This is a genomic window from Embleya sp. NPDC055664 (assembly GCF_053618075.1).
Map to the genome: position 1 here is coordinate 28,151 of NZ_JBSHGZ010000002.1, position 18,564 is coordinate 46,714.

15 protein-coding genes are annotated in these 18,564 nt (G+C 69.9%); 8 read left to right on the forward strand and 7 right to left on the reverse strand.

Going from position 1 to position 18,564, the window contains the following annotated elements:
• The first annotated feature begins 46 nt into the window (after window positions 1-46).
• Together ACWGR4_RS03335 and ACWGR4_RS03340 are read left to right on the forward strand one after the other, a co-directional pair.
• Complete coding sequence (locus ACWGR4_RS03335) at window positions 47-880, forward strand: trypsin-like peptidase domain-containing protein (RefSeq protein WP_439678642.1); 834 nt, start codon at window positions 47-49, stop codon at window positions 878-880.
• Between the two features lie 357 nt (window positions 881-1,237).
• Window positions 1,238-1,576: a restriction endonuclease gene (locus ACWGR4_RS03340; protein WP_391585562.1), complete on the forward strand. Its 339-nt coding sequence runs from the start codon at window positions 1,238-1,240 to the stop codon at window positions 1,574-1,576.
• Between the two features lie 249 nt (window positions 1,577-1,825).
• Here ACWGR4_RS03340 and ACWGR4_RS03345 read toward each other — a convergent pair whose 3' ends face one another.
• Window positions 1,826-2,383: a hypothetical protein gene (locus tag ACWGR4_RS03345; protein WP_391585563.1), complete on the reverse strand. Its 558-nt coding sequence runs from the start codon at window positions 2,381-2,383 to the stop codon at window positions 1,826-1,828.
• 396 nt (window positions 2,384-2,779) lie between these two features.
• Here ACWGR4_RS03345 and ACWGR4_RS03350 point away from each other — a divergent pair, with 396 nt between their 5' ends.
• Window positions 2,780-4,336, forward strand: coding sequence for a glycosyl hydrolase family 18 protein (locus tag ACWGR4_RS03350; RefSeq protein ID WP_452128189.1), 1,557 nt, complete (start codon window positions 2,780-2,782; stop codon window positions 4,334-4,336).
• Window positions 4,337-4,708: 372 nt separating this feature from the next.
• On the opposite strand, the gene ACWGR4_RS03355 is transcribed toward ACWGR4_RS03350, so the two are convergent.
• Window positions 4,709-4,888, reverse strand: coding sequence for a hypothetical protein (locus tag ACWGR4_RS03355; protein WP_452128188.1), 180 nt, complete (start codon window positions 4,886-4,888; stop codon window positions 4,709-4,711).
• A 169-nt stretch (window positions 4,889-5,057) separates the two neighbouring features.
• Between ACWGR4_RS03355 and ACWGR4_RS03360 the strand changes: the two genes are divergently transcribed.
• Window positions 5,058-5,642 carry a snapalysin family zinc-dependent metalloprotease gene (locus ACWGR4_RS03360; protein WP_452128187.1) on the forward strand — a complete coding sequence of 195 codons (585 nt, stop codon included), beginning with the start codon at window positions 5,058-5,060 and terminating at the stop codon, window positions 5,640-5,642.
• Window positions 5,643-5,892: 250 nt separating this feature from the next.
• Here the strand turns inward: ACWGR4_RS03360 and ACWGR4_RS03365 are convergent, their stop codons facing one another.
• Window positions 5,893-6,768, reverse strand: a complete 876-nt coding sequence (locus ACWGR4_RS03365) for a hypothetical protein (RefSeq protein ID WP_452128186.1) — start codon at window positions 6,766-6,768, stop codon at window positions 5,893-5,895.
• 10 nt (window positions 6,769-6,778) lie between these two features.
• Entirely contained in the window at window positions 6,779-7,228 is a 450-nt protein-coding gene (locus ACWGR4_RS03370) for a papain-like cysteine protease family protein (protein ID WP_380006715.1), read from the reverse strand.
• Window positions 7,229-7,506: 278 nt separating this feature from the next.
• Here ACWGR4_RS03370 and ACWGR4_RS03375 point away from each other — a divergent pair, with 278 nt between their 5' ends.
• From ACWGR4_RS03375 to ACWGR4_RS03390, 4 genes are all read left to right on the forward strand, one after another.
• A complete protein-coding gene (locus tag ACWGR4_RS03375) occupies window positions 7,507-8,439 on the forward strand; it encodes a carbohydrate kinase family protein (RefSeq protein ID WP_452128185.1) in 933 nt (310 codons plus the stop codon).
• Between the two features lie 200 nt (window positions 8,440-8,639).
• On the forward strand, window positions 8,640-10,775 hold the full coding sequence (locus tag ACWGR4_RS03380; protein WP_452128184.1) for an HAD-IIB family hydrolase: 2,136 nt from the start codon (window positions 8,640-8,642) through the stop codon (window positions 10,773-10,775).
• A gap of 499 nt (window positions 10,776-11,274) precedes the next feature.
• Window positions 11,275-13,245, forward strand: a complete 1,971-nt coding sequence (locus tag ACWGR4_RS03385; RefSeq protein WP_452128183.1) for a hypothetical protein — start codon at window positions 11,275-11,277, stop codon at window positions 13,243-13,245.
• 195 nt (window positions 13,246-13,440) lie between these two features.
• Window positions 13,441-13,908, forward strand: a complete 468-nt coding sequence (locus ACWGR4_RS03390) for a hypothetical protein (protein WP_452128182.1) — start codon at window positions 13,441-13,443, stop codon at window positions 13,906-13,908.
• Window positions 13,909-14,123: 215 nt separating this feature from the next.
• Here ACWGR4_RS03390 and ACWGR4_RS03395 read toward each other — a convergent pair whose 3' ends face one another.
• The 3 genes from ACWGR4_RS03395 to ACWGR4_RS03405 are packed head-to-tail and all read right to left on the reverse strand — an operon-like array spanning window position 14,124 to window position 18,395.
• On the reverse strand, window positions 14,124-15,176 hold the full coding sequence (locus tag ACWGR4_RS03395) for an isocitrate/isopropylmalate family dehydrogenase (RefSeq protein ID WP_452128181.1): 1,053 nt from the start codon (window positions 15,174-15,176) through the stop codon (window positions 14,124-14,126).
• On the reverse strand, window positions 15,173-17,158 hold the full coding sequence (locus ACWGR4_RS03400; protein WP_452128180.1) for an aconitase family protein: 1,986 nt from the start codon (window positions 17,156-17,158) through the stop codon (window positions 15,173-15,175). The genes ACWGR4_RS03395 and ACWGR4_RS03400 overlap by 4 nt, the downstream gene beginning before the upstream one ends.
• Window positions 17,142-18,395, reverse strand: a complete 1,254-nt coding sequence (locus ACWGR4_RS03405) for a LeuA family protein (protein WP_380006882.1) — start codon at window positions 18,393-18,395, stop codon at window positions 17,142-17,144. The genes ACWGR4_RS03400 and ACWGR4_RS03405 overlap by 17 nt, the downstream gene beginning before the upstream one ends.
• Window positions 18,396-18,564: the final 169 nt, after the last annotated feature.

The following is an 18,564-nucleotide window of genomic DNA, read 5'->3' on the forward strand; positions in this document are numbered from 1 at the left end:
CAATTGCGCTCCTTCATCGTCCCCACCCTCAAAAGGGGAACCTCACATGAAGAAGTCCCTCGTCGGCGCACTCGGCGTCGTCTGTGCCCTGCTGTTCGCGATCGCGGGCACTGCACCCGCCGTCGGTGCCCCGCCGGCCACCGTCAAGGCGGTCAACTTCGCCGGTACGGTGGCGCTGAGCAACTGTTCGGGATCCGTGATCCGGATGCCCAACTCGCAGCCGGGCGACCCCGCGCTCGTCCTCTCCAACGGCCACTGCCTCGAGACCGGATTCCCCGGTGCCGGGGAGGTCATCACCGACCAGCCGTCGTCCCGCACCTTCTCGCTGCTCGGCGCCTCCGGTTCCAGGGTCGCCACCCTGCGGGCCCACAAGGTCTCGTACGCCACGATGACCGACACGGACATCTCGATCTACGAACTCACCCAGACCTACGCGCAGATCCAGAGGTCGTATGGGATCAGCGCGCTGACCCTCAACGACCAGCACCCGGTGGCCGGTTCGGCGATCAAGGTGGTTTCCGGGTATTGGAAGCGGATCTACAGCTGCAACGTCGACGGCTTCGTGTATCGCCTGAAGGAGGGCGACTGGACCTGGCGGGACTCGGTCCGCTACACGTCGTCCTGCAACACCATCGGCGGTACGTCCGGCTCCCCGGTGATCGACACGACGACCGGCAAGGTCGTCGCCGTCAACAACACCGGCAACGAGGATGGTGCCACCTGCACGGTGAACAACCCGTGTGAGGTCGACCAGAACGGCAACGTGACCATCCATCAGGGCATCAACTACGCCCAGGAGACGTACATCATCGTGCCCTGCATAGGTATCGGCAACAAGGTCGACCTGAGCCTGCCGGGCTGCACTCTGCCCAAGCCCTGACGCCCACCCACGGAGACGGCCGCGGTTCGGGTCCGTCGACACCACCGCACCTCGTGAGCCCTGCGTGGCAGGCGGGGTGCGGTGGTCGGGGACCTCGACGGCGATCCTGGTGGCGATCGCGTTCGTCGTCGGGGGTGTGTGGGCGGCGCTCGGGGTGACGGTGGCCGCCGCGTCGGCGGGGGCGGGGTGGTGGCTGTGGTGCGCCCACCGCGCCGCGCGGATCGAGGACGAGCGGTGGCGACACCAGGACGCCGTGGCCGCGGGGCGACGGCGGACCCTGGCGGAAGTGGACGCGCTCACCGGCCCGCAATTCGAGGAACTCGTGGCCGAACTGCGCGTCGCGACGGATGCACGCAGGTGCGTCGGGTCGGCGGTTCCGGGGACAACGGCGCCGACCTACTGCGCCGGCTGCCCGACGGGCGCTCCGCGGTCATCCAGTGCAAACGCTACGTGCCCACCCGCAGAATCGTCCCCAAGGAGGTCCGCGACCTCCTCGGCGCCAAGACCCACTTCGGCGCCGACATCGCCGTGCTCGTCACCACCAGCACGCTCAGCAAGCAGTCCACCGAATTCGCCGTGGACAACGGCATCCTCGCCGTCCACCGTGACTTCTTCGGACTGTGGAACCAGGGAACCCCTCTCGCCCGACTCGCAACCCTCAACGGCACCGGCCAGGGCCCAACCCGACGCCGCTGACCTCGAACCCTCGCCGGTGCCGGATGTTCGCCGGTTCCGCTCGGGATGTGTTTCGTGTCACCATGCGACTTCGGAACGTGACGACTCCACGGGGGTGCGCGGTGGGCGGACACATGGGTGTCCATCGCCGCGCCGCGTTCGCGGCGATGGACGCCGGCAGTGGGCTCGGCTCGTGTACGCCGGTCCCGACGAGGCGACGATCACCGTGATCGCCCACCGCGTCGGCTGACCGGGTGAGGCCGACAGCTCCTACGGGTTCGACATCACGTAGCCCTCGATGCGTTGGAGGACGTAGCCCGCCGAGATCGCGGAGTCGATACTTGCCTGCGTGGCCACGGTCAGGAAGTCCTGGCGACCCGCGTGCCAGTACAGGTACAGCGGCACCCTGCCGGGGCCCGGAGTCGCATAGAGCCAGCCCTGGGTGCGGATGTAGGTGTACCCGGCGGCGGCGACCGCGTCGAGGCTGTTGATGTCGGCCACACTGGCGTTGTCCTCGCGGCCGGCGTGCCAGTAGAGCTGGAGCGGGACCGTGCCGGCCTCCGGGTCCGCGTAGACCCACGGCTCGTATCGGATGAGCAGGTAACCGGGCGCGGCGCTTTGGTCGTCGGCCGGGGTGGCGGCGGTGAAGTTGTCCCCGCGCTGCCACATCCACCACAGCTTCAGCCGGTACACACCGCCGCCCGCGTGCGCTTGCGCGGGCGCCGCGCCGCCGGGGCCGACCAGTGCCACCGCCGCGAGCAGCACGGCGGCGACCGACAGGCGCAGGACGCGCAGCGGACGTAAGCCGGGATATGCCTTCCGGGACATGGAGTCGTCCTCCTCGATCGCCTTCGCCGAGCCCGTACCCGACGGCTACTGAAAAGCGTGCCGGATCCCCGTTGTCGTTCGGTAGCCCCGGCCACGTGTCCGGAGGCCGTACAACGCCCAACCCTGATCGCGCCGACGCGCTGCGGCCGGGGGCATGGTGCTGCACGCTGCGGGTGATCGACACCACGGGCGCGAACCGGGCGGACGTCGACCACGAACCGCCGAGGTTCGTCGAACACGAGAGACTCTGGTCCAGACCAATCTGGTACAGACCATTGACCGGTGGTTCGGGCCCTTCCTAGGCTCGGGCAGCCGCGACGGGGTGTGTCGTAGCTCTCGACACGCCTGCGTGGCGACGCAGTCCCCGTACGTTCGGACCGAGTTCGAGGAGTTCCCTTGAGCACAGGCACCGCACGACCCGTCACGCACACGCGAGACCCCGATCGGCCGGGCGCCAGGCGCGGCCGGATGTTCATCGCTCTGCTCACGGCCCTGCTGTTGCCCCTGGGTGCCCTGGTCGGCCTGACCGGACCGGCCCATGCGGAGGGCACCGGCGGCTCGGAGACGTCCGACCAGGTCGCCGACCGGGGCCGGGACCGGCCGCCGACCGCGCCGGGCAGGCCCCACGCGAGCCACGTCACCGATACGTCGGTCGCACTCTCCTGGCGCGCGGCCAGGGACGACCGGGGCGTGCGGAACTACGACGTGCTGCGCGACGGCGTCAAGGTCGCCACCGTTCGGCACACGTCCTACGTCGACCGCGGCCTCAACACCGGAACCGGCTACACCTACACCGTCGTCGCGCGCGACACGAAGGATCAGGTCGGTCCCGCAAGCGCCCCCGCGAAGGTGCGCACCACCGGCGAAGCGAAGGTCAAGCTGGGCTACTTCACCAACTGGGGCCCCTACCTGGCCAAGAACATCGACACGTCCGGCACGGCTCGCAACATCACCCACATCAACTATGCGTTCGGCAACGTGGTGGACGGCAAGTGTGTGGTCGGCGATCCCTGGGCCGACTACCAGAGGCCCTACACCGCCGCCGACAGCGTCGACGGTATCGCCGACACCGCGGAGCAGCCGCTGAAGGGCCACTTCAACCAGCTGCGCGAGCTGAAGAAGAAGTACCCGAACATCAAGGTCCTCTACTCGTTCGGCGGCTGGACCTGGTCCGGCGGCTTCACCCAGGCCGCGCAGAACCCGGCCGCGTTCGCCGAGTCGTGCCACAGCGTGGTCGAAGACCCGCGCTGGGCCGACGTGTTCGACGGCATCGACCTGGACTGGGAATACCCGAACGCGTGCGGCCTGACCTGTGACGCGAGCGGCTTCGGGTCGATCAAAACCCTGCTGGACGCCACCCGTGCCCGCTTCGGCGCCGGCAACCTGGTCAGCGCCGCCATCACGGCCGACGCCGCCCCGGGCGGCAAGCTCGACGTCGCCGACTACGGCGGCGCCTCGGGGGCCGTGGACTGGTACAACGTCATGACGTACGACTTCTTCGGTCCGTGGATGGCGCAGGGCCCGACCGCCCCGCACTCACCACTGACGTCGTACCCGGGCATCCCCGTGCCGAACTTCAACTCGGCCGACGCCATCGCCAAGCTCCGGACGAAGGGCGTACCCGCGAAGAAGCTGCTGCTCGGCATTCCCTTCTACGGTCACGGCTGGACGGGCGTCACCCAGAGCGAACCGGGTGGCACCGCGACCGCGCCGGCGTCGGGTGACGGCAGCTACCGCGCGCTCAAGGTGCGTTGCCCCGCCACCGGACTGGCCGGCGGCACCTCGTACGGCCACTGCGGCAACGAATGGTGGGGCTACGACACGCCGGCCGGCCTCGCCGTCAAGACGAAGTGGGCCAAGGAACAGAAGCTGGGCGGCGCCTTCTTCTGGGAACTGAGCGGCGACACCGACAACGGCGAACTTGCCGCAGCCCTCAACGGCGGACTGGGATAGCCCAGCCTCCGAGAAAGGTCGCGGCCGGGCCGAGCGACGCCGGCCGCGACCGGGGCTCACGCTCCGGGCTTCACAAGACCGGTCCGGTGGGCGATGACGACGAGTCGGTCACGGTCGCGCGCCGTCGGCGAAGTGTCGTCGGATGGGGGTACGTTGCGTCGGGTCATGGGATACGACATCAAGGAGCGTTCGTCGTGACTTCCGGGGCGGCTCCGGTGACCGGCCCCGACGGATGGGCTGCCGTCCCGACCGATACCTCCGGGCTCGCGCCGGCCGGTGCGGCTCGCGACATGGTTGTGTGCTGTGGGTACCGCCGACGCCAGTACCGGGGCGCCGGCCATGATGGGCATCCCAATTCACTCAAACGAATGGTTATTTGGGATTCAATGGGCATTGATGAATGAGACGGCGATAATCACCGGGTGCTTCGAACGGCAGCGATGCCGGCCGCCGTCCGTGCGTCGACGGGGCGAGCGTGTCGTACGCGTAGTACACCGAACCGTTGCCGACGAACTCGACGAACCCGGCGGAGCCGGGCACCTTGTCGTCCATCCCGCCGAGCCGCGTCTTGGCTTCTGTGTGTCGATGTTATGGCCGACTGGTATGCCTGCGAATCCACGAGCACGCACATACTCCCAACGACGCAACGAGTCGACAGGTCACCGACACCCCCGGGACCTGTGCTCCACCCGCCACGGACAAGTCGAGCGGAAGGACGCATATGCCCCCCTCCAAGTGGTTCGCGGCGGTCGGGACCGCCGCGGTCGTCACCATGGTCATGGCGCCTGCGGAGCAAGCCGCGGCCGTGCCGTCCAACGCCGCCGCCCCGAACAGCGTTTCGGCGGCGACGACCCTCTACTACGACGACTCCCGAGCCGGTGGTTGGGAAGCGGCCATCACCGCCGGAGTCGCTTCCTGGAACGCGAACGTCACCAACGTGAAGCTGATCAAGGCGCCACCCGGTACCCGTGCCCAGATTCGGATCACCGCCACCAACGGTTGGCCGCAGGCGAGCCTGGGCCCGGTCCGCCCGGGTGGACAGGCGTGGGTGGAACTCGGCAGCCAGGCGGTCGACCAGGGTTACGACAAGACCCGCATAGCCGCCCACGAGATCGGGCACAACCTGGGCCTCCCGGACAACAAACCGGGTCCGTGCTCCAAGCTGATGTCGGGCTCCAGCGCGGGAGTCGGCTGTAGGAACCCTGTTCCCGACGCGGCCGAACGGTCCCGGGTCGAGTCCGCCTACGGTGGCCGTGCCGCCGCGCAGACCCCGGCCGACGGCCGAGTGCTGGTCGACGTGCCCTGAGGTCCCGCTTCGACGGCCCACACGAGTGATACGCCTCCGATCCGGTGCGCGACGCCCGTCGCAGGACACAATGACCGTCTACCGAGACACCGGAAGGCCTGGCGTGGCATGGAGTTCGTGATCACGCCGGGCGGCCGTTCCGGGGCCGGACGCGGTCCATGGCGCAGGACCTCCTCCCACCCCCGACCCCCGCCACGACGGCGTCCACCCCGAGGTGTCGGGAGTGGGGGAGGGGTGAGCCGGGCCGGGTTCAGCCGGTGTCGGCCCGTCGGCGCCGGTGGAGGACGACGGCTCCGCCCGTGAGGGCGAGGGCCGCGCCGGACGCGGCGAACAGCGGGGTGGAGGACGACGCTTCGTCCGTGGTGTGCCGGGGGTCGTAGCCGCTGGAGTACCCCTTCGTGTCGTACTCCGAGCCGGGTAGTTTGTCGGCGTAGCGGGCCTTGACCAGCTTCTGGTAGTCGCCGAGCGACACCGACGCCCGGCCGCCCAGTCCCTCCCGGGCCTGGTCGTTGAGCGGCTCGACGGTGTCGAGCCTGAGCTGGTACCAGCCGCGGATTTGCGGTTCGGTGAAGACGAGAGTGCCGACGGTTGCCTTGCCGGCGTAGCCGGCGTCTCCGTCTCCGTCGCGGATGGCCGCTAGGTGCCAGCCGCCGCCCTGGGTGGGGGCGAGCATGACGGTGGCGGTGCGGCCGTTGACGGTGGCGCTCAGCGAGGAGAGCAGGCTCGTCAGTTTGACGGCCTCGGTGGGCAGGGGCAGGGCGGTGCCCGCGACGAATCCGGCAGTGATTTCGTTCAGTGCCACCGGGTCCTTGATGGTGAAGGCCGGGAGGCCCTGGCACGGTTCGGCTGTTTCGGGGATTGTCTGCACCGTCCCGGCGGCGCCGGCGGGGATCGGAGTGCTCAGGAAGCGGCAGACCGAGTCGCGGACGGCGGGGGACTTCACCGCGTCGAGGGCGGCCTGGTAGTCGGGGATGTCGGCCGGGAGCGGGTCCTTGGCCGGGGCCGCGTGGGCCGCGCCGGCGACGGACAACAGGACGGACGCGCTCGATGCGAGTACGAAGGACAGAAGGGAGAAGCGAAAGCCGGTTCGTTTGCCGGGCGTTGTGGTGCCGCTGGTGTCGCGCATGTCGCCTGCCTTAGCCGGAGATGCCGATGCGGGAGTGCGTCCACTTCGACGAGCTGTTGCTCACGTAGTCGGCGTAGTTCCACCACGTGTACGTGGCGGTGTCCGGCCATGGGTCGGCCACGGCGATCGTGTTGCGTGACGTGTCGAAGCCGTAGACCACGTTCATGTGGCCACCACCGGAGGTCCACCCGATGCGGGCACCGATCGGCCGGGCCGCCTTGACCTCGGTGTACACCTGGTTGAATGTGGCGGCGCTGTTCAGTCCCGAGCCGGGGTGGGTCATGCCCAGGCTGTTCCAGCCCCGGGCCATGTCGTCGAGTGTGGCGGGCTGGTTGTTGCAGCCGTAGTAGGGCTGTGCGCGGGTGCAGAAGTCCGTCTGCGTGGAGCCGAACCCCTGGAACTTGGCGATGGTCAGGCCGGAGGCGACCCAGCACCACTGGGTTTTCTCCTGTTTGTACATGGTGATGGTGTCCTGACCCGCTTCCGCGTGAGCAGTACCTCCCGCGAGCGCACACAACCCCAAGGCGGCCGGCACAATGGCCGTTGCCGCGATTCCGTACCTGAATCTGCCCATGTTGCTGCCTTCCCGTGAATGAGACGAGCGGGGCAATCTGGTGCGAATATGACATCACATCACGTTGACGTGACAAAGGGGCATTACGGCAATTTCATTCCAATAGACTATTTACCTGATAATCGTATATACAAGAAATCTCTCGGGGGCGAGATGATGCGGGCGTGGGCATCTCCGAGGAACGTCGTGAAGTCCTGGTTGCCGGGGCGTACTTCGCCGACCTGATCTTCCGCGACCTGCCGGGTGAGGCGGCCGTGGGACGCGAGACGTTCGCCGGCGGCTTCGAAATGTTGCCCGGCGGCGCCTTCAATCCGGTATTGGCGTTGCACAGGCTGGGCAACGACGTGGTGTGGGCCACCGACTTCGGCGACGACGAGTTCAGCCGACACGTCCTGGCCGGGGCCCGAGCGGCGGGGATGGACGAGTCCGGATTCCGCCACCACGCCGGGCCGCTGCGCAGCGTCACGGTCGCGCTGTCGTACGCCGCGGACCGGGCCATGGTCAGCTTCCGGGACCCGACGACGCCCCGCCCGGTGGACGAGTTGGTCCGTGCGTACCGGCCGCGGATTCTGGTCCTGCCCGAACTGCGCCACGGCCCGGGCGTGGCGGCGACACTGGGCGCGGTACGCGCGACGGGCGCGTCGGTCTTCATGGACTGCCAGGACGTCCCGGTCACGCTGGAGACGCCGACCGTGCGCGAAGTCCTGGCACAGGTGGACGTCTTCGCGCCCAACGTGGACGAGGCGCTACGCCTCACGGGGGCCGCCACGGCCGACGACGCGGCCGCGGCTCTCGGCGAACTGGTGCCCACGGTCGTGATGAAGCGCGGTGGACACGGCGCGATCGTGCTGCGGGACGGGCGTCGGTTCGCCGTTCCCGCGGTGCCGGTTCGGGTCGTGGACACCACCGGCTCCGGCGATTGTTTCAACGCCGGATTCATCCACGGCCTGCTCGCCGACTGGGACGTGACCCGGTGCCTGGCCGCGGCGGTGGCCTGCGGATCGGCGGCCGCCACCTCGCCCGGATCGCGCGGGGCCGTCACGGTCGGCGAACTGTCCGCGTGGCTCGCGATGGTCGAACCCGTGACGTCGATCTGAGCACGACAGCCCGGGTATCGCCCCCGGCGGTCGCCGAACTCCCTACAGTGTTCTTCGTTCTACGCGTGTCGGCGTTCGCGCCGCCGTCGCCCGACCGCGCTCCCGAGCCGCGGGGCGCATCCGGCTTCCCGGCCGGCACGGTCGCGCACGGTTCGCACACGGGGTATCTCGTGGCGTCCGTATCGAGTGGGGGAGCGCCGATGAGAGTCCTGGTCACCGATCTGGACGGCACGTTGTTGGGCGGGACCGACACCGAGCGCCTTCGGCTGCGCCGGGTCCTGTCGCGCCACCCCGAGATCACCCTGGTGTTCGCGACCGGCCGCGCACTGCCCTCGGTGCGTCGGGTGCTCGACGATCCGCTCGTACCCAGACCGCGGTGGATCGTCGCCGATGTCGGGGCCACCGTGGCCGACGGCACGGACCTGAGCGCGGTGGCGGACCTGCAGTCCCGATTACGCGAGGGCTGGCCCGGTGCGGCCCGCGTCCGTGCGGCGCTCTCGGGGTTCCCCGCCCTGGCGTACCAGGAGGGAGTGGTCCAACAGGGACGGTGTTCGTTTCACCTGCCCCCCGAAGGGCTGACCGTGGAACTCACGCGCGCGGTGGCCGCGCTGGGCTGCTCGTGGGCGTACTCGGCCGATCGCTACTTCGACGTCCTGCCTCCCGGAGCGGGCAAGGGCGCGGCGGTACGGGTGCTGGCGCGGCGGCACGGCTGGGCATGGGACGACATCCTGGTCGCCGGCGACTCGCTCAACGACCTGTCGATGTTCGAGATCGGCGCGCACGGTGTGGTGGTCGCCGGCTCCGAGCCCGGCCTGGACCGGGCGCTCGCCGGCGACGAGAAGGTGTACCGCGCCGAGCACCACGGCGCTGCCGGCATCCTCGCCGGGCTCGCGAACCTGGGTTGGACGGAGCCCGGGCACGCGGTGGTCGTGGGCTATCACCGCCCACCCCGGGAATGGACGTCGGCCGGGTGGCGGCCCCCGGCCAGCCCGAACGGGATCCTGCCGACACTGTGCGCGGTCCTGGGCACCGAACACGCGGACGCCCGCGACGTTTCGGCCCTGTGGGTGGCCGGGTCGGTGGCCGGGTCGGTGGCCGAACAGGCGCCGCCCGATCCGGAGCCGAGAGCCGCCGGTCCCGGCCCCGCGTTGTCTCTGGAGCCGTTCGACGTCTCGACGTGGTCTTCGTACTTCCACCGTGCCTGCAAGGAGACACTGTGGCCGGCGCTGATGTCGCAACCCGAACGCATCCGCTTCGACGACGCGGACTGGGACCGATACCGCACCGTGAACCGCCGCTTCGCGGAACACATCGCCGACCGCGCCGCGGAACGGGGCACCGTCTGGCTGCACGACTACAACCTGTGGCTCGTGCCGGGACTCCTGCGTGTCCTGCGACCGGATCTGCGCACGGGCCTGTTCCACCACACACCGTTTCCCCCGGCGTCGGTCTTCGCCGCGCTGCCCGTCGCGGCCGAGGTGCGCGCCTCCCTGACGACACTGGACTGGGCCGGATTCCAAACCGCGCGTTTCGCCGCGAACTTCCGGGCCACACTGGGCAGGACCCGGATTGCGCCGAGCGTGGGCGTGCACCCGTTGGGCGTCGACCGCGACGCGATCGACGCCCGGGTCCGGGCCAGGGCACCCCACCCGCCGTCCGCCGCGGGCCACGTGGTCCTCGCGGTCGAGCGCCTGGACTACGCCAAGGCCCCCGAGCGCAAGGTCGACGCCGTGGGCGCACTCCTCGCCTCCGACCCGGACCTGCGCGGCCGGCTGCGCTTTCGACTCGTATGCCCCCCACCGGAGCCCGGCATCGTCGTCCACGACGCGACCCGGGCCGCGCTCGAACACCGCATCGCCGACATCAACGACAGGTTCGGCGACACGACCTGGCAACCGATCGAGTACCACCCGCGAAACCTGCCCTTCGACGAGATCGTGGACCACTACCTCGCCGCGGACGTGTTCTGGGTGACATCGCTCCAGGACGGAATGAACCTCACCGCCAAGGAATTCGCCGCGGCGCAGTCCGCCGCGCACGGATCCGGGGTCCTGGTTCTCTCCCGCCACGCCGGCGCGGCCGAGGAACTGGCCTGCGGCGCCCTCCTGACGGACCCGCATTCCCCGGCGGACCTCGTGCGGGTCCTGCGCCGGGCGCTGCGCATGCCCCGACGGGAGCGCCGCGCCCGCATGATGCGACTGGACGCGGCCCTCGGCCACGACCACCCCCGCCACTGGGCCGCCGGGATCATCGCCGCCATCCGAGGCCACGCCCAACCGACCCCCACCACCACCGCCCTCCCGACCGTGCCGCACCCGGGGCCGCGATCCGCGTGAACGGCCTGCCCGCCGCGATGGTTCTCGCACCCCGCCTCACGACCTGCGGACGTGGAAGCACGGCGACTCGGGGAGCGAACCACGGTTTCACCACGGGGATTTCATCAGCGAGAGGTGACGTGATGGGCCGCAGGGTGAGCGGGGACGGCGAGGCAGCGGGCGGGGGCGATCCGAACGTCGAGGGCGCCGCAACCTTTGCGCGGGAAAGTGGATCCGCGCCTGGTGGCACACCTGGGCGGCCCCGGCGGAGGCCTTCGCTACGAACTTCGCAAAGCCGAGTAATCACGAATTGATCCGGTCTCAGGTGAGATGGTGATGTCGATCTCGTACTCACCGAGGCAGATCGATGTGTGGGCCCACCACTCGAGACGTGCCGAGCCCACGAATCGGTCCATGAGCACACCATGCACTCCGCCCCGAAGCGTGTGCCGCACCGGCCTTGGCATAGTGATGATTCGGTGGGCCGACCGCGGCGGGCCCGCGTCGGTATCGTCGCGGGGTGAAGGATGACGAGGGCGGCCGGGCGTCCGCGGCCGATGTGCTGCTTGTACATGCCGATGTGGCGACGGCCGCGCGGGTCCGCGAGCGTCTCGGGCTGCTGTCGACCGTCGGCTCCGACGTCGAAACCGGCGCCCACAACGCCTCCGCCGACGCCGTGGCAGGCCCGGACCCGGGCACCCCGTTGGCGGAATGGCTGCGGAAGCTCAAGACCCGCCTGGACAGCACGGCACTCGACGGACACTCCCGCAGCGACTGGGACTTGGTCGTAGCGGAGCACCTGCGCGAGCCATACCGCGTCGACATCGCCCGTCGGTTGCTCGTCCACCCCGACTGCCCGACGGACGCCGCCCTCGTCCTGGCCGCCGAGTCGCCGCTCGACGTCACCACGGCTCGCCGGCACACCGCGTTGTGCGCGGCGCTGGACCGGCGCGTACTGACCGCCCGTCGACTCGCCTTCGAGGGCAGACCCGCGTGGCGCGCGCTCAGCACCCTGGCACGGCACGCGCGCGCCGTGTACGCCGAGCCCCGCATCGCATCCCTCGACCGCGTCGTGGACGAAGCGGCCCGCATGCTTCCGGGCCCCGACCCGGCCGCGTGGGCGTGGCTGGCGCAGCACGCCCCGGACTACCCGGGGACGTTCACCGAGTTGTGCGCGGACGCCGCGAGGGCCGCCGGCCCCGACCGCCCCGACCACCCCGGCGCCGGGGCGCCCCTCGTCGGGTCCGACCCGCCCGATGCCGACACCGTCCATGCCATGGCGCAGCGTTGGGGCCACACGTCCCCGCTCGGACTGCTGGGCCGGCTTCCACCGAACGACGCCGCCGCCGTGCTCGCGGTGCTGCCCTCCGACGTCTGCGACGTGTTCAGGCGGGTCGACGAGCCGCTTGCCGGCCACCTGGTCCTCGCGCTGATGCGAAACCCGGAGCTCGATGCGCGCGCCCTCGTCGGCCGCCTGATCCCCGACCGGGAGACGGAGGGCGTGCTGCTGGCCAGGCACGACCGGCACATAAACGCCGCGCTGCTGGCCGAGTCGTCGGACGCCGCGACCCGGTACGCGGCCTTCGCCGCGACCCGCCGCGACGCGTCGCCCCGAGTGCGGCTGACGGCGTTCGACCGCAGTTTGCTGAACGGGCCGTACGAGGACGGCTACTTGGAGGCGGTGCACGGGCATCACACCGCGTTGCTGCGTCGGGTGCTGCTCCGCCGTGCCGAGGACCTGGGTCCGGCGGGCGTGCTGCGGGGGCTGCTCAGCCTGTGGGAGGCGCAGGGCCGAGGGGCGCTGCTCGACCCCCGGCTGCGGTCGCTGCTGCACCGCTCGTCCACCGCACGACTGGCCCGGCGGTGGGCCCTGAACGCACCCGACGGCCTGGCCCGGTTGCGCGCCGAGACCCTGCGCCGCGAGCATCCGGACGAACGCGTCGCCGCCATCCGCGAACGGCCCGAGCGCGCGGCGCGACACGTTCCGGATGCGTTCTGGCCCGCGGCCGTGGCGGCCCACGAGCGGGAGCCGCTGCCCCGCGCGGCGCTGGTGCTCCTCGCCCGGCATGCGTCGTGTCCCGCCGAACTGCTCCGTGCGGCCGCGGCCGTGGACGACCGGTCGGCCGTCGAACTGGCCGCCGGCGTGCGCGAGCACGCGCTCGCGGCGCTCGCCGGGCCGCTCCCGCCCACGTCGCGGGAGGCTCGTCTCGGACTCTGCTGGTTCGGCAACGCCCTCGCCGACGACGTGCTCTCGGTCCGGGAGTTCGTCGAACGCGGCCACCCGGCGGCGCGGTTGCTGGAAGCAGTCGCGGACCTTTCCGGTGTCTTCCCCGACGGGCACGCCGAAGCCTCGGCCGTGCTCGCCGAGCATGCGCGGGCGACGATCGCCGGCGACCCGGAGGCGTGGGCGGTGGCCGTGATGCTGCTGCCGGACTTCAGCGGGACGGTGCCGGAACTGCTCGCGACGGCAGCGGCAGCCGCGTCCGCCTGACCGGCGGCGCCCCCTGCGCTCGTCCGCTTCGGAGGAAAGAGTGCGCTCCATGCCTACGAGGAGGCGCGCTGTGCGAATGACGCGGGCGGCGACCCGGCGACAGGATGGCGATGTCGCCGGGTGAAATTCCGGCGGACGAACCGTACGGCGCATGGCGACCCGAATCTCGAGTCGCCGACCGATCAGGGAGTTTCCATGGCATTGCAGCTGCGCAAAATAGGGGGCATCGTGGCTTCCGGCCTCGCCCTGTCGGCGATTTCACTGGTCGGAGCGTCCCCTGCGTCCGCCGACGCGTCGGACCCGGGCGACGTCGGCACCAGCTCGAGTGACGCGTGGTGTCACTACGCCGCCCCGTGGGGCGGTTCGTTCTACTGCAACAGCGACGTGAAGATCAAATTGCCCAACGGGCATTGGCAAGCCTTCGTCATCGGCACCAACCACGGTACGTACACCCAGTGGAGCTCCGACTCCGGCCTGAGCGGGTGGAAACACCTGGACAACGGCTACAGCACCAGCCCCGGCAACAGCTCCATGGACGTCTGGGACGTCAACGGCTGGGCCTTCAACGTCACCTGCATCGGTATGAACGGCAAGCGCTACTACGACCACCGCTATACCAACGGTAATTGGAGCGGCTGGAGCACCACGCGCATCGGGGCGTAGCGCCCGATCGTATGCCGCGCGGCCACGCGAAGTCCCCTTCGGTTCGCCGAAGGGGACTCCCGCGTGATCGAAATCGGTTACCGAGCTTTTCACGACGTTGTAGTACAGCCTGGCGTAGGAGGCATTGCACTGCTTCCGCATCGGTGAATTCGGGAGCGTGGCCACAAAACACCGCCCCTGCATGTCGAAGCGGATCGGCGGTCCCGGGGACGCGGTCAGACCTGGGGCTCGGTCCTGTCGTCGGCGAGAGCCTCCTCCAGCCGGGTCATGACGTCCGCCATGAATGTGCCGGTGGTGCCGTGACCGCCCAGGTCCGGGGTGGCGGAGTCGGTCCGCGCCGCTGCGGCCAGTGCCCGGCGCAGCGGCGCCGCCGCCCGGGGGTGGCCGAGATGGTCGAGCATGAGGGCGACCGCCGTCGCCGCGGCATACGGATTCGCGATGCCCCGGCCCGCGATGTCGGGCGCGCTTCCGTGTACCGGCTCGAACAGGGCCCAGCCGGTCTCCGGGCACACGCTCGCGCTCGCGGCGAGCCCGAGTCCGCCCATCAGGGCCGCGCCGATGTCGCTGACGATGTCGCCGAAGAGATTCGAGGCAACGATGCCCTCGTAGGGCGAGGGGTCGCGGACCAGGTGGTAACAGAAGGAGTCGACGTACTCCTCACTGCCCACCAGCGCGGGAAAACCGGCGAGTTCGGCTCGGAAGACCCCCTGCCAGAGGCGACCCGTGTGGGGAACGGCGTTGCTCTTGTGCACCAGGGTGACCCGTTTGCGACCGCTCTCGCTCAGGGTGCGCAGGCAGTAGCGGAGGAACTTCTCCACGGTCTCCCGGGTGTACACGCATTCGTCGATGGCCACGGCCGGGAGCCTCCCGTGCGAGACGGTGCCGCCGACTCCGGCGTACAGGCCCTGGGTGTTCTCCCGGAACAGGGCGATCGCCCGGTCGCTGCCGCGAGGGGTGAAGGGTCGATAGTTGACGTACAGGTCGAGGCCGCGACGAAGGCCCAGCAAAATGTCGCGACCATGTGCCATGTCGGGGATCCTGGGGTCACCCAGGGCGCCGAGGAGGATGGCGGGGTAGTCGGAGGCGAGCAGGTCGAGCGCGTCGGCCGGCAGACCGACCCGCTCGGCCAACCATCGCTCGGCGCCCCAGTCGAAGACGCGGTACGAGAGGTCCAACCCGAAATGGTCGCTGAGGAGTTCGAGCGCGGGCAGCACGGCCGGGACGACTTCGCCGCCGATTCCGTCCCCGGGGATCACCGCGATCTTCACGTCCGTGCTCCGGTGGCGAGCATGTCCTCCACGGAGCTGAGCCGTCCCGCGATGGCGCTCGCCGCGACCACGTACGGGGAGGCCAGGTAGACCTGCCCGGGCCCGGACCGTCCGGGGAAGTTGCGGTTCTGCGCGCTGACGGTGATTTCGTCGGGCCGCTCCGAGACTCCGGGACCGGCGTTGATGCAGGCGCCGCAGGAGGGCGGCAGGACGGTGACGCCGACCTGCTCGAACAGGTCGAGATAGCCGCGTTCGGCGGCGTGCTTCAACACGGCCTCGCTGCCGACCTGGATGTACGCCCGGACCTCGGCGGGTACCGATCGTCCCCGGTCGCGGGCGAGTTTGAAGACGGCGGCGTACATGTCCATGTCCTCGGCCTTGCCGCCGGTGCAGGAACCGCCGTACACCTTGTCGACGCGGACTTCCTCGCGCACCGACGCGAGCGGGACGGCGTTGCGCGGGTCTCCCGGCAGGGCCACCATGGGTTGGATCGAGCCCAGGTCCACGGTGACGGTCGAATCGAACCGGGCGCCGGGGTCCGAGGACGGTGCGGCGTCGGCGGGACTCGCCGGGGTGCGGCGGGCCAGATGGGCGTGGGTGACGTCGTCGGCTTCGAACAACGCGGTCATGCCCCCGGCCTCCACCGCCATGTTGCACAGGGTGGCGCGTTCGTCCACGCCGATGGACCCCACGCCGGAGCCGGTGAACAGCAGAACCTTGCCCAGGGTCCGGCTCCCCTCGATCCCGGGATGGACCAGCAGGCCGAGCATGACGTCCTTGGCGCACACGCCCGGCCGCAGTGCGCCGTCGAGTTCGACCCGGACGACGGCCGGCACCTTCACCAGGGTCTCGCGGTTGTACCAGGCGTTGGCGATGTCGGTGGCGCCCACCCCGAAGGCCAGCGCGCCGACGGCGCCGGCCGTGCAGGTGTGGCTGTCCGTACCGATGATCACGTCCCCCGGGCGGGCGACGTGCTCCAGGATGTGGTTGTGACAGATCGCCCGGCTGCCGCCCCCCTCACGGAGGCCGATGAAGTGCCCGCCGGCGAGTTCCGCGAACTCCCGTTGCCGAACCCCGAGATCCTCGACCCGGGCGATGAGCCGGTCGCCGTTCTCCCGGCGCTTGAGGACGGGGGCGGCCAGGGAGAGGTGGTCCTGGAAGAAGTAGCACGTGTCGGGCTGTTCGAGCCGGGCGTGCGGTCCGAACTGTCGGGTGAACATGCCCGCGGCCATGGGGGTGACGTACTCGTGCGAAAACCGGACGTCGGTCGTGACGAAGTACGACTCGCCGACGCGCACCGAGGCGTTCTCGGGAAGCGGGTTGCGCGGTGACAGGGCACGCTGAAGGATCTTCTCCACCACGTTCAGCGGGCGGGCGGGCGCGAAGTCGGGGGTGAGGCCGCAGCCTTGCCGATTGAAGCCGAACAGGCCCCCGAGGTCGACGATGGCGCGCTCGATGGCGTTGGCACGTCGGGTGAACGCCGCGAGCGGCACTTCCTCGCCGTCGAGGAGCGACTCCAACAGGTCGAAGTCGGTGCAGGTGACGATGCCGACGTTGCGGCAATTCTGCTCGTAGATGCGCTCGAAGGACCGGGCGAAGACGACTTCGACGCCGGCGTACTTCTCGGCGTAGACGGCGTGTTCCCGGGAGGAGCCGCAGCCCTTCGCCTCGCCACTGACGATGATTCGGGGCGCGAAGGACTTCAGGGCGCCCTCGGCGACCTTCCTGTCCCGCAGTCCCAGGTAGGCGTAGTCACCGAGCTTCTCGTCGTACCGGTAACAACACCAGCCCGGGATGATCTCGTCGGTGGAGATGTTGTCCATGAGCGGCGCGCGCAGCAGTTCGGCGACGCCGGGCGCCGCATCACCCGACAACTGGGCGGCCACGACATCGGTGTCCTCGGTCAGGACGAGGACGTTGCCGCGCAGGCGGATCCGGCGCTCCTCGGACCCGTCGTCCCGGGGGTCACTCCGCTGTTGCAATGATCCGCCCTATCTGTTCGTCGGTGAGGGGACCCCGATGGGCCCTGGAGCCGTCCAGGATCTTCTTGAGGAGGGACGCGTCGGTGCTGTCGTAGCCGTGGACGGTCAGCCAGTAGCGGACGTTGTTGGTGCCCGACGCCCGATCGATCAGCACTTCCTGTTCGCGGCCCAGGTAAGCGGCCGGGACGCTGGAGTACACGCTGTCCTTGACGAGTGTGTCGCCCTTCAGGTGTGCCTTGAGGATCGCGGAGGCGTGCACACCGGCGCTGGTCTTGAAGACGTCCCGGCCCAGCGCGGGGTAGTTCTGCGGGATGTCCACGTCGAGCACGTCCGCCGCGTACTCGCCGTACCGCCTGAGCGCCTTCAGGTCGTATGTTCCGTGTCCGTCGAGATGGCTGTTGACGATGAGCTGGTCCAGGGAGGCGTTGCCCGCGCGCTCTCCGATGCCCAGGATGGTGCCGTGCACCCGGGTGCAGCCCAGGGCCAGCGCCGTCAGGGAGTTGGCGAGGGCGAGCCCCCGGTCGTTGTGACCGTGCCACTCCAGGTCGACGGATCGTTGCCGGTTCCGGAAGTACCGGGAGGTCCAGTGGAGCAGCGCGGCCGTACCCTCCGGGCGGGCCGCTCCGACGGTGTCGCACAGGGTCAGCCGGGTGACTCCGGAATCGATCGCGGCGTCGTAGACCTGGCCGAGGACCTCCGGGGTACACCGCACCGCGTCCTCCAGAACCAGGACGAAGTCCACCTCGCCGTCGACGCAGGCCGCGGCGGAATCGACGATGTTGCGTTGGATGCCGGCGATGCTCCAGTCCTCGACGTACTGCCGGATGGGGCTCACCCCGACGAAGACGTAGGCGTCCACCGCGGTCTCGGCCCGCGCCGCGATCTCCCGGATCGCGGCGATGTCCGCGGGGTGGGTGCGGCCGGCGTAACCCGGGACGATCGGGTGCCCGGAAGTGACGATGTGGCGCGCCAGAGCCACACATTCACGGAGTGCTTCCGGATCGGACCCGGGGAAACCCAGGTCGGCGGATCGCACTCCGACACGAGCCATGTGGTCGACCAGGGTCCGTTTCCGATCCAACGAAGGATTTCTGATGTGGGGTGCCTGCACTCCATCGCGGAGGGTTTCGTCGAAGAACGTTCCGGAGTACGCCGCAGGGTGCGGTGCGGCGTCGACGACCATGGTGTTCCAGTTGAACCAGATGTCAGGGCTCGGATTCCCGCTCCGGCCGGTCATGCCGTTCAATTCGACCTCCTTTTCGACGGGGTGGGATCTTTGGCGGGACCGGGGTGGACACCAAGGGCGCCGGAGTATGCACCGTGACAGGATCCGGGACGCCCCTCCGGGGAATCAATGGTTCGAGACGCGCCGGCAATTACCCCGTCCGAGATGATGCGGACGGACC

Excerpts from the sequence above, each read along its gene's own strand:
- ACWGR4_RS03335 (WP_439678642.1), top strand. The coding sequence starts at position 47 with ATGAAGAAGTCCCTCGTCGGCGCACTCGGCGTCGTCTGTGCCCTGCTG.
- ACWGR4_RS03345 (WP_391585563.1), bottom strand. The coding sequence starts at position 2,383 with ATGTCCCGGAAGGCATATCCCGGCTTACGTCCGCTGCGCGTCCTGCGC.
- ACWGR4_RS03370 (WP_380006715.1), bottom strand. The coding sequence starts at position 7,228 with ATGTACAAACAGGAGAAAACCCAGTGGTGCTGGGTCGCCTCCGGCCTG.
- ACWGR4_RS03355 (WP_452128188.1), bottom strand. The coding sequence starts at position 4,888 with ATGGACGACAAGGTGCCCGGCTCCGCCGGGTTCGTCGAGTTCGTCGGC.
- ACWGR4_RS03380 (WP_452128184.1), top strand. The coding sequence starts at position 8,640 with ATGAGAGTCCTGGTCACCGATCTGGACGGCACGTTGTTGGGCGGGACC.
- ACWGR4_RS03390 (WP_452128182.1), top strand. The coding sequence starts at position 13,441 with ATGGCATTGCAGCTGCGCAAAATAGGGGGCATCGTGGCTTCCGGCCTC.
- ACWGR4_RS03405 (WP_380006882.1), bottom strand. The coding sequence starts at position 18,395 with ATGACCGGCCGGAGCGGGAATCCGAGCCCTGACATCTGGTTCAACTGG.
- ACWGR4_RS03365 (WP_452128186.1), bottom strand. The coding sequence starts at position 6,768 with ATGCGCGACACCAGCGGCACCACAACGCCCGGCAAACGAACCGGCTTT.
- ACWGR4_RS03360 (WP_452128187.1), top strand. The coding sequence starts at position 5,058 with ATGCCCCCCTCCAAGTGGTTCGCGGCGGTCGGGACCGCCGCGGTCGTC.